The following is a 16,527-nucleotide window of genomic DNA, read 5'->3' as shown; positions in this document are numbered from 1 at the left end:
TTATCTAGAATATTTTTTTCTTTGAATATCATAAAAAATAAAGACAATAATAGCTATAAGAGAACAACTTGCACCAACAACAAATCCTTTTGGTATAAAGGAAAGGGTAATAGTTCCTTCACCTTCAGGAACATCAATTTTCATAAATCCAGTTTGTGCCTGTTGAATTTGTAATTTTTTACCATTTTGGTAAGCAGACCATCCTCGGTCGTAAGGAATTGTGAAAAAGATTGATGTATCATTCTTTACCTTATAATTTACAGTGACCTTGTTTTTATAAGAGCTCACTTCTACTGGATTTTCTTTTATTTTGCGTATAGCCTCCGTATATTTCTTAGTATCTAAGCGATAGAAAGTTGGAGATTCAAATGATACTTGAGCATTTCCTGGGAACTTAACCTGGATATCAAAAGTTTGTTTATGTTCTGCATATCCAAGATTAAAAAATGTAAAAGCATTATCTGTGGTAAAGGATTTTTTTTCACCGTTGACAATGATGTCAACTTGCTTTTTCTTATCGTTTGAAAAATTTAGCTTGGTCATGGAAAGGTAAACCTGACTATTATCTGGTACTTCAATGCTGTAGCTGGTAGTTGCATCTTCAGTATCAGTTCCGTTTAGATTGACAACGTTGTCACCAGAGTCTGTATGATGATTTATCGGATAAAAGTACTCTTCATTTAAGCCAGCAATTTGATTTAAAAATTGAGTTTGGTTATCAAGAGTATGGTCGTTAAAAGTGACATCTTTGTAAAGAGACTGTGTAGCAAAAGCAATTGGGAGAGCGAATTGATTTTTATAAAGGGTTAGATTATCTTTTTGATAGCTTGGATGAAAACCATATTTATCTGGATAGGTTTCAGAAATATTGTAGCTGATTCCAAATAAACTATCTGCAATGATAGTATTATTTGCATAACGAAGATTAAGGTTGGTACCTGAAGATTTAAAACCCAACTTATCTAACGTTGTACTTGCAGAACGATTACGAACAGATGAAAATTGTGAGATGCCATTGTAGTTAAATTTCATGCTATCGTTTCCAGTTTGAGTTTGTAACTTTTCAGTTCGTGTAAATGTATCTGGTTGCTGTTTGGTATACTCCAAAATAGCTTCCATACTTGGAATATCTTTATCATAGGTACTACGAGAAGCAAATCCCCATTCTTTCGTAATTCCATTTAGTTGAGATGAAGCATTAAAACTAATTTCACTTATTGTAAAGATCAAAATAAGGATTGAAAAGATTTTTAGAGAAATCAGTTTTTTAATAAGTGCTAATAATAACAGTAAGTATACCACTAAGAATTCAATCGTTAAGAGTATATTTAATTTAGTTAGAAATGAATAATGATTTTTAAAATAAATGGTTGCCAGATAGCCAAATAAAAGGAAGGTCATTGAGAATAAAATATTCCATAATTTAATATCCTTAAATCTATTTAAAACTTCTGCTGAAATATAAATCAAGAGAGTAGAGAAAATCCAAGCATAGCGATGAAGAAACATATTTGGTGCGTGCATTCCTTGCCAAAATAAATCTAAGGCTTCTAGATAAAAACTAGCAATGATGATAATGAGTAGAGTTGCATAGCATAGTTTCACGTGAAACTTAATTGATTTTAATGTAAAGAATACAATTGTTAAGATAAAAGGAAGGAGGCCAACAAAAATCATTGGGATGGAACCATATTTAGTTGTATCGAAAGCACCAATGAATTGTTTAGCGAATAGATCTAGATACCAACTGGCATCTGTTTTTATTTTTGTAATAGCGGTTAGTTTTTCACCATGAGTTCTTAAATCAAACAAGGTTGGGAGTGTCATGATGAAACTTATTAAACCAGCGAGTAAGGATGTTAGGAAAAAATCAAGGAAAGAATACTTGCGACTTTTAAAATCCCAGGAAAGTTGGCAAAAATACCAAACTACCAAAAACAGGGCAGTCATATAACCAAAATAGTAGTTTTGGATAAATAATATTGACAAACTTGTAAAGTATAGAATCCGTTTTTTTTCCGCTACGAGTAGATGTAAACCAGTTAAAATTAAGGGAATTAAAATAAAAACATCTAACCAGGTTTTAATCTCAAGTTGACTAACTGTAAAGCTCATTAAAGCATATGAGGTAGATAGAGCTAATCTAAGTGGGGCTGGTATATTTTTAAATAGTTTACTCAAGCTAAAAAAGGTTGACAGACCTATCAAACCAAATTTCAACAAGGTTGATAGATAAACTGCGTCTGGCATGCTTGATACATCAAAAAAATAAACAAGAGGTGATAGAAAACTACCAAGATAATAACTGGACAAGGCATAAAAATTGAGACCTAGACCACTGGTAAAAGTATAAAATAGACTATCACTCCCATGTAAAATATTACGAAGATTAAGATCAAAAATAACATATTGATGAAATCCATCCCCTAATAAAGGTGAAGTATCACTGTTCCAGTAGATACATTGAGAAAGATAGACTCCGAACATAATTACTAGGGGAATGATGAAAGAAATAAAATAGGTCCAATAGTTTCTAAAAAATGTTTTCATGTTACCTCATAGAATGATAGAAAACTCAGTTGGTTAATCCAACTGAGTTTTAAAGTATTATTTAGTCTTTCCAAAGTTCTTTAACTTTTGCTTGTACTTCAGCATTTTCTAAGAATTCATCATAGGTTTCATCAATACGGTCGATTACACCGTTTTTAGATAGGACAATAATGTGGTTAGCCAATGTTTGAATGAATTCATGGTCATGACTGGCGAAGATGATTGATTCTTTGAAATTTTTCAATCCATCGTTCAAACTTGAAATAGATTCCAAATCTAAGTGATTAGTAGGATCGTCAAGTACTAGAACATTTGATTTCAAAAGCATGAGTTTCGATAGCATCACGCGCACCTTTTCTCCTCCTGACAAGACGTTTACAGGTTTGTTAACCTCATCTCCAGAGAAGAGCATACGGCCAAGGAAACCACGCAAGAAGGTATTGTCATCTTCTTCTTTACTTGCAAATTGACGGAGCCAGTCAAGGATAGATTCACTCCCAGCAAAATCAGCTGAATTGTCTTTTGGTAAGTAAGAGCGACTAGTTGTAACCCCCCACTTGACAGTTCCCTCATAGTCAATATCACCCATAATAGCACGAATCAATGCAGTTGTTTGAATGTCGTTTTGACCGATAAGAGCTGTCTTGTCACCTGGACGCAAGATAAAGCTGATGTTGTCAAGAATAGTTTCGCCATCAATCTTGACAGATAGATTTTCTACTGTCAAGAGATCGTTTCCGATTTCACGTTCAGCTTTAAAGTTGATAAATGGATATTTACGACTAGATGGCACAATTTCTTCAAGTTCAATCTTATCAAGCATTTTCTTACGTGATGTTGCTTGTCTTGATTTAGAAGCATTAGCAGAGAAACGAGCAACGAATTCTTGGAGTTGCTTAATTTTTTCTTCTGCTTTAGCATTACGGTCTGCTAGCAATTTAGCAGCAAGCTCAGAAGATTCTTTCCAGAAGTCGTAGTTTCCGACATAGAGTTTGATTTTTCCAAAGTCAAGGTCGGCCATGTGAGTACATACTTTATTTAAGAAGTGACGGTCATGGGACACAACAATAACGGTGTTATCAAAATCAATCAAGAAATCTTCTAACCAAGTAATAGATTGGATATCCAAACCGTTGGTCGGCTCATCCAAAAGAAGGACATCTGGTTTACCAAATAGAGCTTTAGCAAGGAGTACTTTCACTTTGTCTCCATTTGCGAGTTCACTCATATTTTGGTAATGAAGATCTTCAGGGATATTCAAGTTTTGCAAGAGTTGTGAAGCTTCACTCTCAGCTTCCCAACCACCTAGTTCAGCAAATTCTCCTTCAAGCTCAGCTGCACGAACTCCATCTTCATCAGTAAAGTCTGCTTTCATATAGATAGCATCTTTTTCTTTCATGATGTTGTATAGTTTTTCATTACCCATGATAACAACATCAATAACACGTTCATCCTCATAGTCAAAGTGATTTTGACGAAGCACAGAAAGACGTTCATCAGGTCCAAGAGAAACATGACCAGTTGTAGGTTCAATATCCCCAGCTAAGATTTTTAAAAATGTTGATTTACCTGCACCGTTAGCACCAATTAAACCATATGTGTTTCCTTCTGTAAATTTGATGTTGACCTCATCAAAAAGTTTGCGATCACTAAAACGTAGTGAAACATCAGATACTGTTAGCAATTTTTTTCTCCTATTATATGTAATACTCTAATTCTACTAGAAAATCAGCAAATATTCAAATTTTTATCTGTCAATTATTTGTAAAGGGAGTTTACAGATAATTTACAGTTAAGGAGTTGAAATCGTAATTATTTGATAAAAAAAATTACCTGTCTTTTTATCAAAAAAATGCTATAATTGAAAGGACCATATCAAAGGAGAATAAGATGAATAAACCCATTATTTTAACAGGAGATCGTCCAACGGGGAAATTACATATTGGGCACTACGTTGGTAGCTTAAAAAATCGTGTCTTATTACAGCAAGAAGATAAATATGACATGTTTGTTTTTTTGGCTGACCAGCAAGCTTTAACTGACCATGCAAAAGATCCACAAACTATTGTAGAGTCTATTGGGAATGTTGCTTTGGACTATCTTGCAGTGGGATTGGATCCTAACAAATCAACGATTTTCATTCAAAGTCAAATTCCAGAATTGGCAGAGTTGTCTATGTATTACATGAATCTAGTGTCTTTGGCTCGTCTGGAGCGTAATCCTACTGTAAAGACAGAAATTGCTCAGAAAGGATTTGGAGAAAGTATTCCAACTGGATTTTTAGTTTATCCAATTGCTCAAGCAGCAGATATCACAGCTTTTAAGGCTAACTATGTTCCTGTAGGTACAGACCAAAAACCGATGATTGAACAAACGCGTGAGATTGTGCGTTCATTCAATCATGCCTATAATTGTGATGTTTTAGTAGAACCGGAAGGAATTTATCCTGAAAATGAAGGAGCAGGTCGCTTACCTGGTCTTGATGGAAATGCCAAAATGTCTAAATCGCTTAATAATGGTATCTACTTGTCAGATGATGCAGATACTTTGCGTAAGAAAGTAATGAGTATGTATACAGATCCAGATCACATTCGTGTTGAGGATCCAGGTAAGATTGAAGGAAATATGGTTTTCCATTACTTAGACGTATTCGGACGTCCTGAAGATTCTCAAGAAATTGCTGACATGAAAGAGCATTATCAACGTGGAGGTCTAGGTGATGTTAAGACAAAACGGTATCTACTTGAAATCCTAGAACGTGAACTTGGTCCAATCCGTGAACGTCGCCTAGAATATGCTAAAGATATGGGTGAAGTGTATAATATGTTACAAAAAGGTAGTGAAAAAGCTCGAGAAGTTGCTGGCCAAACGCTATCAGAAGTAAAATCGGCAATGGGTCTAAATTACTTTCATTAATAGATAAAATACGAACTCTAAAACTATCTCTTCTTTAAAATTAAAGGGATAGTTTTTTACATTATCTATTATCAATATAATTGACAAATTTTCATAGAATGGTATGATAGATACAATACAAAAAGCGTCAAGCTCAAAAAGAAAGAAAAGAGGAAACTTCAATGTCTAATTGGGACACTAAATTTTTGAAAAAAGGTTTTACCTTTGATGATGTATTGCTTATTCCAGCAGAGAGTCATGTATTGCCTAATGATGCGGATTTAACAACAAAATTGGCAGATAATTTGACTTTAAATATCCCAATTATTACAGCAGCCATGGATACTGTAACAGAAAGCCAAATGGCTATTGCTATTGCTCGTGCAGGTGGTCTTGGAGTTATCCATAAAAATATGTCAATTGCTCAACAAGCAGATGAAGTTCGTAAGGTAAAACGTTCTGAAAATGGTGTTATCATTGATCCATTCTTCTTGACTCCAGAGCATACAATTGCAGAAGCAGATGAACTCATGGGACGTTACCGTATCAGTGGTGTTCCAGTGGTTGAAACTCTTGAAAATCGTAAATTGGTTGGTATCCTAACAAATCGCGATCTTCGCTTTATTTCTGACTACAACCAACCAATTTCAAAACACATGACTAGCGAAAACTTGGTTACTGCACCAGTTGGTACAGATTTAAAAACAGCTGAGAGCATTCTTCAAGAACACCGTATTGAAAAACTACCTTTGGTTGATGAAGAAGGTCGTCTTTCTGGCTTGATCACAATCAAAGATATTGAAAAAGTAATTGAATTCCCAAATGCAGCAAAAGATGAGTTTGGTCGCCTTCTAGTTGCAGGTGCGGTAGGTGTTACTTCTGACACATTTGAACGTGCAGAAGCCCTCTTTGAAGCGGGAGCAGATGCAATTGTCATCGATACTGCTCATGGTCACTCTGCAGGGGTTCTCCGTAAAATCGCTGAAATCCGTGCGCACTTCCCAGACCGTACATTGATTGCCGGAAATATCGCTACTGCTGAAGGAGCTCGTGCCCTTTATGACGCAGGAGTTGACGTTGTTAAAGTTGGTATTGGGCCAGGTTCAATCTGTACAACTCGTGTTATCGCAGGTGTCGGAGTTCCACAAGTTACAGCTATCTATGATGCGGCAGCAGTTGCGCGTGAATATGGCAAAACAATCATCGCTGATGGTGGAATCAAGTATTCTGGAGATATTGTAAAAGCTCTTGCTGCTGGTGGAAATGCAGTAATGCTTGGATCAATGTTTGCGGGAACAGATGAAGCTCCAGGTGAAACTGAAATTTTCCAAGGACGTAAGTTCAAGACATACCGCGGTATGGGTTCAATCGCTGCTATGAAGAAGGGTTCAAGCGACCGTTACTTCCAAGGTTCTGTCAATGAAGCAAACAAACTTGTTCCAGAAGGAATTGAAGGTCGTGTTGCTTATAAAGGTGCAGCAGCTGATATTGTCTTCCAAATGATTGGTGGTATCCGTTCTGGTATGGGTTACTGTGGTGCTGCTAACCTTAAAGAATTGCATGACAATGCTCAATTTATCGAAATGTCAGGTGCTGGTCTAAAAGAAAGCCATCCACACGACGTGCAAATCACAAATGAAGCACCAAACTACTCAATGTAATAAAAAATCTCCTGTTGAACAGGAGATTTTTTATTTACAATGTTGTAAATATTAGTTTACAGATAATTGACCATCTTTTACTGTAAATACACTGAGATTATCAGGCAAGTTTTGAAGATGCTCTAAACTAGTGGTAGTAATAAAGGTTTGAATGTTATGAGAGATAGTCTCTAATAATTTAAGTTGACGATTATTGTCAAGTTCACTCATAACATCGTCAAGTAAAAGAATAGGCGCTTCCTTGGTGATGTTTTCCATCAACTCGATTTCAGCTAGTTTGATAGAGAGGACAAGGCTACGATGCTGTCCTTGACTGCCAAAACTCGCATCTATACTGTTGATCAAGAAAATCATATCATCCCGATGAGGACCAACTCCAGTATTCTTTTTAAATAAATCTCTTGCTCTACTTTTTTGAAGTGCTGTATAGAAAGATTCTGCTAGATGTTCCTTGCCAGTGAAGTTTACAGATGGTTGATAACGTATTGACAACTCTTCCAATTGGTCTGAGATATCAAAGTGCTTTTCACGACCAAAAGACTCCATTTTTTTGATAAATTCTGCTCTGTGAATCATCACTCGACAACCGTAGTCGACTAGCTGGTCATCGAGAACAGATAAAAATGTTTCGTCGATATGATTTGCTGACTTTAAGTAGGTATTTCTTTGTTTGAGCACATGGTTGTAGCTTGACAAGTCTGACAAGTATATGGGTTTGATTTGCCCTAGCTCCATATCTATAAACTTACGTCGGATAGCAGGTGCTCCTTTGACAAGTTGTAAATCTTCGGGTGCAAATAGAACAACATTCATGTGTCCAATATAGTCAGATAGCCGAGCTTGCTTTAAGTGATTGACCTTAGTAATCCGACCTTTTGGAGTCAAGTCAATCTCAAGTGGTACAGTAGCCGTTCGTTTTTGAAGAATTCCAGAAACTTGAAGCTGCTCTTCTTCAAATCGGATTAAATTCTTGTCTGTCTTTGTCCGATGACTTCTAGTTAAAGCTAAAAAGTAAATACTTTCCAGAAGATTAGTTTTGCCTTGAGCATTTCGACCCACAAATACATTTAATTTAGGATTAAATTCAATTTCGGTATTCTGATAGTTTCTAAATTGCTTGATGGATAAGTTTTTTAGCCACATACTTATCTACCTGGGAAACGTGGTGCAGTTTTTGTTTTAGCTTTCGGGGTCTTTTTTGTTGGCTTTTTTTTGACCGTCTTATTCATTTCTTTGACAAGTTTAGCCACACGTTCTTTCTCAAGTTTTTCTTGGAGATATTCTTCCTGTTCTTCTAAGCTCGGTTGCGTCAGAATGATTTGGATTTTCATGTCAGGAATGTCGATAGAGTCTCCGATTCTTACTTTTTTCCCACGACGATTTTCTAATCCCCCATTAAAGTAGACATGATGCTCAGCTAAAAAGGATTTAATAGCTCCGCCACTGTGTATAATACCAAGTTCTTTCAAGAGAGCTTGGAGAGTGATAAATTCTTCAAATAATTTGTATTCCATAGTTCACCTCAATCTTTGGTATTATACCATATTTTACCTTGAAATGGCAGAGGTAAATTCGTTAGAAATGAAAGCGATTTTAATTCTAAAAGGGGTAAAGAGAACAAGAAAATTTTCTCTTTTCATGGTATAATAGAACTCTATGTAGAAGGAGGTAAGAGATGGAGTTAGTACCTGGAATTACAGTGCATTTTATCCAATCAAAAAAATTTAAAACTAATAAAATTACTGTGCGTTTCACAGCTCCATTGTCTTTGGATTCAATTTCAAGTCGCATGTTAAGTGCCAGTATGCTTGAAACTGCCAACCAAAGTTATCCAACTGCTCAACTGTTTAGAAAACGTTTAGCAACCTTGTATGGAACTGATTTGTCAGCGCACGCCTATCGAAGAGGACAAAGTCATCTTGTGGATTTGAATATTACCTATGTGCGTGATGAATTTTTAAGTAAGAAAAACGTATTAACTTCTCAAATTTTAGAATTACTGCATCAGGTTCTGTTTACACCATTGTCGGATGAGGATGAATTTGAGAAAAATGCTTTTGACATCGAGAAAAAACAGATCTTATCAAGGCTGGAATCAGAATTAGAAGACCCATTCTTCTTTGCTCATAAAGAGTTAGATCAATTGTTTTTCCAAGAAGAATCAATGAAGCTAGTTCCTAAAGATTTGATTTCTAGAATTTCAGAAGAGACTTCAAAAACATGTTTTTCAAGCTATCAAAAAATGCTAAAAGAAGACCAAATAGATATTTTCTTCTTGGGTGATTTTAATGAAATTGAAGTTTTAGAGTTTTTACATAAATTTCCTTTAACAGGTCGTAAATCAGCTGTAAACATTCAATATCAGCAACCCTATTCTAATATTTTTAGAGAAGGTATTGTTAGAAAGAGATTAGGACAGTCTGTTTTAGAGATGGGCTACCATAGTTCAGTGGCATATGGTGATGAAGAACAGATGGCAGTGCTTCTTGTCAATGGTCTTTTAGGAGCCTTTCCTCATTCGAAACTATTTACCCAAGTGAGAGAAAAAGAAGGACTGGCCTATACGGTATCAAGTCATTTGGATCTCTTTAGTGGATTTTTACGATTGTTTGCTGGAATTGATCGGCAAAATCGAAACAAGGTAAGAAAATTGATGAATCATCAGTTGCTTGACATAAAAAATGGCAAGTTTACAGATAAGGAGATTGATCAGACCAAACAAATGATTCGTAGATCTTTACTACTAGCTCAGGATAATCAAGATTCTATTGTCGATAAATATTATCTGTCAACTTTTTTTGGGAAGGCGAATCTTGACACAAAAATTTTAATCGATAAGCTTGAACAAGTTGATAGAGAAGCAATTTGTGAAGCAGCAAACAGTTTTAAGTTGCAGGCTATTTATTTTATGGAAGGAGCAGAATGACCAGACCTACTTTTCAAAAGAAATATTATCCTGCTGTAAAAGAAACTTTGTATCAAACTAGCTTAGAAAATGGTTTGACAGTTACTTTACTACCTAAAAAGGACTTTAACGAGGTTTATGGCGTTGTAAGTGTCCAAGTTGGTTCTGTTGACACAAGGTTTACAGTGGATGGTAATGACTTACAACAATATCCACAAGGAATCGCTCATTTCTTAGAACATAAGCTTTTTGAAAGAGAAGATTCTGGAGATGTTATGGCAGCTTTTACAGAGTTGGGTGCTGAAAGTAATGCCTTTACGAGCTTTACGAACACTAACTATCTTTTCTCGACTTCTGAAAATGTTCTAGAGTGTTTAGATTTGCTAGAAGAACTTGTCACTACTTTCAATATGACTGAAGAATCTGTGGAGCGCGAAAAGGATATCATTCAGCAGGAAAGAGAGATGTATCAGGATGATCCGGATTCTTGTCTATTTTTCAAGACTTTGGCAAATCTCTATCCAGAAAGTCCTTTAGCTTCAGATATTGTTGGTAGTGAAAACTCTATTGATGCTATTTGTTTGGAGGATTTAAAAGAGAACTTTAAAGAGTTTTACAGACCTGTCAATAGTAATATCTTTTTGGTCGGTAATTTTAAACTTGAACTTCTTGAAGATTATTTTGCTAAGAAATCTTATCTGCAAGAAAAAAAATATGAGTTTAAAAGAGAACAAATATCTTTACATCATGTAAAGACTACTGAAAGTTTACGGATGGACGTTGCTTCTCCAAAATTAGCGATCGGTATTAGAGGGAATAAAGAAATCGGAAATCGAGATCAATATCGTTATCATCTTTTATTGAAATTGTTGTTTACAATGATGTTTGGTTGGACTTCACAAAGATTTCAAAGATTATATGAGTCTGGTAAACTGGATGCTTCCTTGTCTCTAGAAATAGAAGTGGATCATCGTTTCCATTTTGTGATATTAACAATGGATACAAAGGAACCTGTGGCACTTTCTCATCAATTTCGTAAAGCTATTCGTAATTTTATGAAAGATGAGGATGTCACTGAGGATCACTTGGATATTGTAAAAACTGAGATGTATGGAGAATTTCTTCATAGTATGGATTTCTTAGAATATATTGCCACTCAGTATCATCCAACTAAGACAGGTTCGACCCTGTTTGACCTTCCTAAACTTTTGCAGGAAATTACTCTAGAGAATGTTCTAGAAGCAGGACATGATTTGATAGATAATAGCGACATGGTTGATTGTACAATTTTTCCGATATAATCGCTAGAAAATACACTAGAAAGAAGGAATGTTAAGTATGAGAAAAAAAACAATTGGCGAGGTCTTACGCCTTGCTAGAATTAACCAAGGACTGAGCTTGGAGGAATTACACAGAAAGACGGATATTCAACTGGATTTGTTGGAGGCACTGGAAACAGATGATTTTGACAAACTACCGAGTACTTTTTATGCTCGATCTTTTTTGAGAAAATATGCTTGGGCAGTTGAATTAGATGAACATATTGTTCTAGATGCCTATGATTCAGGTAGTATGATTACCTATGAAGAAGTAGATGTTGATGAGATTGAGCTTTCAGGACGTAGACGTTCTAATCGCAAGAAGAATTCATTTCTCCCGCTGTTTTACTTTGTTCTCTTGTCTTTATCAATTTTAATTTTTGTAACCTACTATGTGTGGAATTACATTCAAACCCAACCAACTACGCCAGCTACAGCAAGTTATAGTGTGGTGAGTTCAACAAGTACTTCCAGTAGTGAGCCATCAAGTAGTAGCCAATTTACTAGTTCATCAAGTTCGAGTGATGCCTCTTCTGTGATCATTTCTGGTCAGGGAGATACGATAGCAGCAGAATACAAAACTTCTAAAGATTCAGTTGAGCTTCAATTCTCTGTTACCGATGTAACGAGCTGGATCAGTGTTTCGAATACTGACTTGGCAGGAGGAGTGACTCTCGAACCTAATAATAAAACAGCTAAAACAACGATTTCGAAAGACAATCCTGTAACAATTACATTGGGAGTTGTTAAAGGAGTAACAGTGAAAATCGATAATCAGGAAATCGATACTTCAAAATTGGCTGGGGAAACTGGCTGGATTAAACTGACAATGAGTTCAAATTAAGGAAGGATAATATGAAAAAAGAGAATATTCCTAACATACTAACGATTGGTAGAATTTTATTTATTCCCATTTTTGTTCTTCTTCTATCATTTGGACCGTCTCCGGTATTACATATAACAGCAGCAATTATTTTTGCTATTGCTAGCATCACGGACTATTTGGATGGATATTTGGCTAGAAAATGGCAGGTAGTTAGCAATTTTGGGAAATTTGCAGATCCAATGGCAGATAAGTTGTTAGTTATGTCAGCCTTTATTATGCTAGTTGGGCTAAATATGGCACCAGCTTGGGTGGTAGCAGTTATTATTTGTCGAGAACTTGCAGTTACCGGGTTGCGCCTGCTCTTAGTCGAAACAGGCGGGACTGTTCTAGCTGCTGCAATGCCTGGGAAAATAAAGACATTTAGTCAGATGTTTGCGATTATCTTCTTGTTGCTTCACTGGAATGTGCTTGGTCAGATAACTCTTTATATTGCCTTGTTCTTCACAGTTTATTCTGGTTATGATTATTTCAAGGGAAGTGCATATTTGTTTAAAGGAACCTTTCGCTAGATATGGAATCGATTATTGAAATTAAGAATCTGTCATTTCGATACCAGGCAGATCAAGAACACTATGATGTTCATAACATTTCGTTTCACGTGAAACGTGGAGAATGGTTGTCTATCGTTGGTCATAATGGTAGTGGAAAATCAACAACTGTTCGCTTGATTGACGGTTTGCTAGAAGCGGAATCTGGAGAAATTTGGATAGACGGTGATTGCCTAACTCCAGAAAATGTCTGGGAAAAAAGACGTAAGATTGGTATGGTCTTTCAAAATCCTGATAACCAATTCGTAGGAACAACTGTTGAAGACGACGTTGCTTTTGGACTGGAAAATCAAGGAATCCCACTTGAAGAGATGAAGAAACGTGTTTCTGAGGCTTTATCATTGGTTGGGATGGCTGAATTTGCTAAAAAGGAACCAGCTCGCTTGTCAGGAGGTCAGAAACAGAGAGTAGCTATTGCAGGGGTTGTTGCTCTGCGACCAGATATTTTAATCTTGGATGAGGCTACAAGTATGTTGGACCCTGAGGGACGATTAGAGTTGATTAAGATAGTCCAGAAGATTCGCAAAGACCATCAGATGACAGTCATCTCCATTACGCATGATTTAGATGAGGTTGCTATGAGTGACCGTGTTTTGGTAATGAAAAAAGGAGAAGTCGAGTCAACAAGTACTCCTAGAGAATTATTTTCTAGATTGGATTTAGATCAAATTGGCTTAGATCAACCCTTTGTCAACCAATTAAAACAATCACTGCGTGATAATGGCTTAAAATTACCAGAGCACTACCTGACCGAGGAGGAGCTTGAGGAGGCTTTATGGGAATTATTCTAGACAATGTTAGTTATACGTATCAGGAAGGAACACCCTTTGCTTCATCCGCGTTGTCAGATGTCAGTTTGTCAATAGAGGATGGCTCTTATACTGCGATTATTGGGCATACAGGAAGCGGAAAGTCTACAATCCTTCAACTTTTGAATGGTTTGTTGGTTCCTACAGAGGGAAGTGTTCGTGTTTTTGATACATTGATTACATCAACATCCGTCAATAAGCAAATTCGTCAAATTCGTAAACAAGTTGGGTTGGTATTTCAGTTTGCAGAGAATCAAATTTTTGAGGAAACTGTCCTAAAAGATGTGGCTTTTGGACCTCAAAATTTTGGAGTTTCTGTAGAAGAGGCAGAAGCTATCGCGCGTGAAAAACTAGCTTTAGTAGGAATCGATGAATCACTCTTTGAACGAAGTCCATTTGAACTCTCAGGTGGACAAATGAGACGGGTTGCTATTGCTGGAATTTTGGCGATGGAGCCTAGTATTTTGGTCTTAGACGAGCCAACAGCTGGTTTGGACCCAATTGGTCGGAAAGAGTTGATGGCCTTGTTTAAAAAGCTTCATCAAGATGGCATAACAATTGTTCTAGTAACCCACCTTATGGATGATGTGGCCGAATTTGCTGACCAAGTTTATGTGATGGAAAAAGGGAAACTAGTTAAGGGTGGGAAGCCAAGTCTGGTCTTTCAAAATGTCGAATTTATGGAAAAAATCCAATTGGGTGTTCCTAAAATCACACGATTTGCTCAAAGGCTAGTTGACAGAGGAATTTCTTTCGAACAATTGCCGATAACGATAGAGGAGTTTAAGGAGTTTATCAATGGATAATATGATTTTAGGTCGATACATACCAGGAAATTCGATTATTCATCGTCTAGATCCTCGTAGTAAGTTAGTAGCAATGATTTTATTGATCATTATCGCTTTTTGGGCCAATAATCCAATTACAAATCTCATACTCTTCATTGCAACAGGCATATTTGTTGTTTTATCAGAAGTTCCCTTATCTTTTTTTATAAAAGGTTTGCGATCTATGTTTTTTCTGATTGCTTTTACAACCCTTTTTCAACTGTTCTTTATCTCTGGTGGTCACGTCTTGTTCGAGATGGGATTTATAAAAATCACAAGCTATGGTATTGAGCAGGCTGGAATCATTTTTTGTCGCTTTGTGTTGATTATTTTTTTCTCAACTTTGCTAACCTTGACGACTATGCCACTAAGTTTGGCAACAGCAGTTGAATCCTTGCTTGGACCTTTAAAAAGATTTAAGGTTCCAGTTCATGAGATTGGGCTCATGTTGTCTATGAGTTTGCGATTTGTACCAACCTTGATGGATGATACGATTCGCATTATGAATGCTCAAAAGGCGCGTGGTGTTGATTTTGGAGAAGGAAATGTAATCCAAAAAGTTAAGGCTATGATTCCTATTTTGATTCCTTTATTCGCTACGAGTTTGAAACGAGCGGATTCTCTTGCTACAGCCATGGAAGCTAGAGGCTATCAAGGTGGAAATGGACGCAGTCAGTATCGACAGTTAAATTGGATGAACAGAGATAGTATAGCGCTATTATTTGTTTGTGTATTGGGTGCAATTCTATTTTTGCTAAAATCTTAGAATGTAATATAAGGTAGAGGTATGAACCGTTTTAAAAAATCAAAATATATCATTGTTCTATTTGTCGTTGTATTAGTAGTATCCGTTTTTTTAGTGACAACACAATCAAGTGCAGTTGTAACAAAAGCTGGAGATGGAATTTCATTAGTCGATAGAATAGTGCAAAAGCCTTTTCAATGGCTTTCTTCCGTAAAATCTGATTTAGGTCGTTTGACCAGAACCTATAACGAGAATGAAACTCTCAAAAAAGAACTCTATCAGATGAAGAAGGAAACGAATGAAGCAGACAGTCTCAAGGAAGAAAATGAGCAACTACGTCAGTTATTGGATATGAAGTCAAAATTGAATGCAACCAAGTTAATTGCTTCTGACGTCATCATGAGAACTCCTGCAACTTGGAAACAAGAGTTGACAATTGATGCAGGTTCTCAACAAGGTGTGACCAGTAATATGCTTGTGATTGCTGGTGGAGGACTGATTGGAAGCGTGGGAAAGGTTGAAGATAACTCTACTGTGGTCAACTTATTGACCAATGCGGAAAATACGGAGAAAATATCCGTTAAAATCCAACACGGTTCTACTAGTATATATGGCATTATCATTGGGTACGACAAAGAAAAAGACTTGCTTAAAATAAGCCAGTTAAATAGTAGTAGTGATATCAGCCAAGGAGACAAGGTAGTTACAGGAGGTCTGGGCAACTTTAAAACAACAGATATTCCAGTAGGGGAGGTTGTATCAGTTACCCATAGTAGTGACTATCTCACAAGAGAAGTTATGGTTAAACTCCATGCCGATCCAATGAACCTAAAAGTCGTAGAGTTAGTGGGGAATCCATTATGAGACTGTTGAAGCAGATAGGGATGTTTTTACTCTTGCCTATAGTTGTCTTAATAGACAGTCATTTAGGGCAATTTGTAAATAGTTTTTTTCCACATTTTCAAATTGTGAGCCACTTTATATTCATCTTCTTGTTGTTTGAAACAATAGAAGTATCTGAGTATCTGTTTTTAGCTTATTGTCTAGTTCTAGGGCTTATATACGATATTTATTTCTTCCATTTGATTGGAATCGCTAGTCTTCTATTTGTGATTATTGGAGCAATAGTGTATAAAAGCAACTCAGTTATTTTGTCAAATAGATGGACTCGACTATTAGCTATTTTAATGATGACTTTCTCTTTTGAATTTGGTAGTTTTCTTCTAGCGCAAATGATTGGCTTAACTGCTGAAAATATAACAGTCTTTATCGTTTATGGTCTAGTTCCGTCAATGATATTAAACTGTCTCTGGATGTTAGTTTTCCAGTTTATTTTTGAAAAAATATATCTATAAGAAAGAAACAAAACTGTAATAAAGGCG

At 36.1% G+C, this 16,527-nt stretch carries 15 protein-coding genes; 11 read left to right on the top strand and 4 right to left on the bottom strand.

The features are described from left to right. Positions 1 to 2,550 carry a YfhO family protein gene (locus HMPREF2795_RS05820; RefSeq protein ID WP_075228434.1) on the bottom strand — a complete coding sequence of 850 codons (2,550 nt, stop codon included), beginning with the start codon at positions 2,548 to 2,550 and terminating at the stop codon, positions 1 to 3. A 61-nt stretch (positions 2,551 to 2,611) separates the two neighbouring features. Next, on the bottom strand, positions 2,612 to 4,234 hold the full coding sequence (locus HMPREF2795_RS05815; RefSeq protein ID WP_000958799.1) for an ATP-binding cassette domain-containing protein: 1,623 nt from the start codon (positions 4,232 to 4,234) through the stop codon (positions 2,612 to 2,614). Between the two features lie 206 nt (positions 4,235 to 4,440). Here HMPREF2795_RS05815 and trpS point away from each other — a divergent pair, with 206 nt between their 5' ends. Beyond that, positions 4,441 to 5,466, top strand: a complete 1,026-nt coding sequence (gene trpS / locus HMPREF2795_RS05810; RefSeq protein ID WP_001039668.1) for a tryptophan--tRNA ligase — start codon at positions 4,441 to 4,443, stop codon at positions 5,464 to 5,466. Positions 5,467 to 5,627: 161 nt separating this feature from the next. Continuing rightward, on the top strand, positions 5,628 to 7,106 hold the full coding sequence (gene guaB / locus HMPREF2795_RS05805) for an IMP dehydrogenase (RefSeq protein WP_000073399.1): 1,479 nt from the start codon (positions 5,628 to 5,630) through the stop codon (positions 7,104 to 7,106). A gap of 51 nt (positions 7,107 to 7,157) precedes the next feature. Here the strand turns inward: guaB and recF are convergent, their stop codons facing one another. Next, positions 7,158 to 8,249: a DNA replication/repair protein RecF gene (gene recF, locus HMPREF2795_RS05800; RefSeq protein ID WP_000266314.1), complete on the bottom strand. Its 1,092-nt coding sequence runs from the start codon at positions 8,247 to 8,249 to the stop codon at positions 7,158 to 7,160. A gap of 2 nt (positions 8,250 to 8,251) precedes the next feature. Next, positions 8,252 to 8,620, bottom strand: coding sequence for a S4 domain-containing protein YaaA (gene yaaA / locus HMPREF2795_RS05795; protein WP_000455869.1), 369 nt, complete (start codon positions 8,618 to 8,620; stop codon positions 8,252 to 8,254). Between the two features lie 161 nt (positions 8,621 to 8,781). Here yaaA and yfmF point away from each other — a divergent pair, with 161 nt between their 5' ends. Genes yfmF through mreD form a run of 9 tightly spaced genes read left to right on the top strand, consistent with a single transcriptional unit; the run spans position 8,782 to position 16,500 of the window. Continuing rightward, positions 8,782 to 10,032, top strand: coding sequence for an EF-P 5-aminopentanol modification-associated protein YfmF (gene yfmF, locus HMPREF2795_RS05790; protein ID WP_000424581.1), 1,251 nt, complete (start codon positions 8,782 to 8,784; stop codon positions 10,030 to 10,032). Beyond that, positions 10,029 to 11,312: an EF-P 5-aminopentanol modification-associated protein YfmH gene (gene yfmH, locus HMPREF2795_RS05785; protein WP_000197955.1), complete on the top strand. Its 1,284-nt coding sequence runs from the start codon at positions 10,029 to 10,031 to the stop codon at positions 11,310 to 11,312. Before yfmF ends, yfmH begins: the two co-directional genes overlap by 4 nt. Before the next feature lie 37 nt (positions 11,313 to 11,349). Then, complete coding sequence (gene rodZ / locus HMPREF2795_RS05780; protein WP_001227967.1) at positions 11,350 to 12,174, top strand: cytoskeleton protein RodZ; 825 nt, start codon at positions 11,350 to 11,352, stop codon at positions 12,172 to 12,174. A gap of 11 nt (positions 12,175 to 12,185) precedes the next feature. Then, complete coding sequence (pgsA, locus tag HMPREF2795_RS05775; protein WP_000711962.1) at positions 12,186 to 12,725, top strand: CDP-diacylglycerol--glycerol-3-phosphate 3-phosphatidyltransferase; 540 nt, start codon at positions 12,186 to 12,188, stop codon at positions 12,723 to 12,725. Positions 12,726 to 12,727: 2 nt separating this feature from the next. Beyond that, positions 12,728 to 13,555: an energy-coupling factor ABC transporter ATP-binding protein gene (locus HMPREF2795_RS05770; RefSeq protein ID WP_075228433.1), complete on the top strand. Its 828-nt coding sequence runs from the start codon at positions 12,728 to 12,730 to the stop codon at positions 13,553 to 13,555. Further along, the gene (locus tag HMPREF2795_RS05765) at positions 13,540 to 14,379 is read left to right on the top strand and encodes an energy-coupling factor transporter ATPase (protein ID WP_000511391.1); all 840 of its coding nucleotides are present in this window, start codon (positions 13,540 to 13,542) and stop codon (positions 14,377 to 14,379) included. The genes HMPREF2795_RS05770 and HMPREF2795_RS05765 overlap by 16 nt, the downstream gene beginning before the upstream one ends. Beyond that, on the top strand, positions 14,372 to 15,166 hold the full coding sequence (locus HMPREF2795_RS05760; protein WP_000369587.1) for an energy-coupling factor transporter transmembrane component T family protein: 795 nt from the start codon (positions 14,372 to 14,374) through the stop codon (positions 15,164 to 15,166). The genes HMPREF2795_RS05765 and HMPREF2795_RS05760 overlap by 8 nt, the downstream gene beginning before the upstream one ends. Positions 15,167 to 15,187: 21 nt before the next feature. After that, complete coding sequence (mreC, locus tag HMPREF2795_RS05755) at positions 15,188 to 16,009, top strand: rod shape-determining protein MreC (protein ID WP_001078962.1); 822 nt, start codon at positions 15,188 to 15,190, stop codon at positions 16,007 to 16,009. After that, positions 16,006 to 16,500 (top strand): rod shape-determining protein MreD, encoded by a 495-nt coding sequence (gene mreD / locus HMPREF2795_RS05750; protein WP_001237921.1) that lies wholly within the window; start codon positions 16,006 to 16,008, stop codon positions 16,498 to 16,500. The genes mreC and mreD overlap by 4 nt, the downstream gene beginning before the upstream one ends. Positions 16,501 to 16,527 lie beyond the last annotated feature (27 nt).

Origin of the sequence: Streptococcus sp. HMSC056C01 (assembly GCF_001811305.1) — a bacterium.
In the GTDB taxonomy this organism is placed as follows: Bacteria; Bacillota; Bacilli; order Lactobacillales; family Streptococcaceae; genus Streptococcus.
This window is presented reverse-complemented; position numbering and strand designations above follow the sequence as displayed.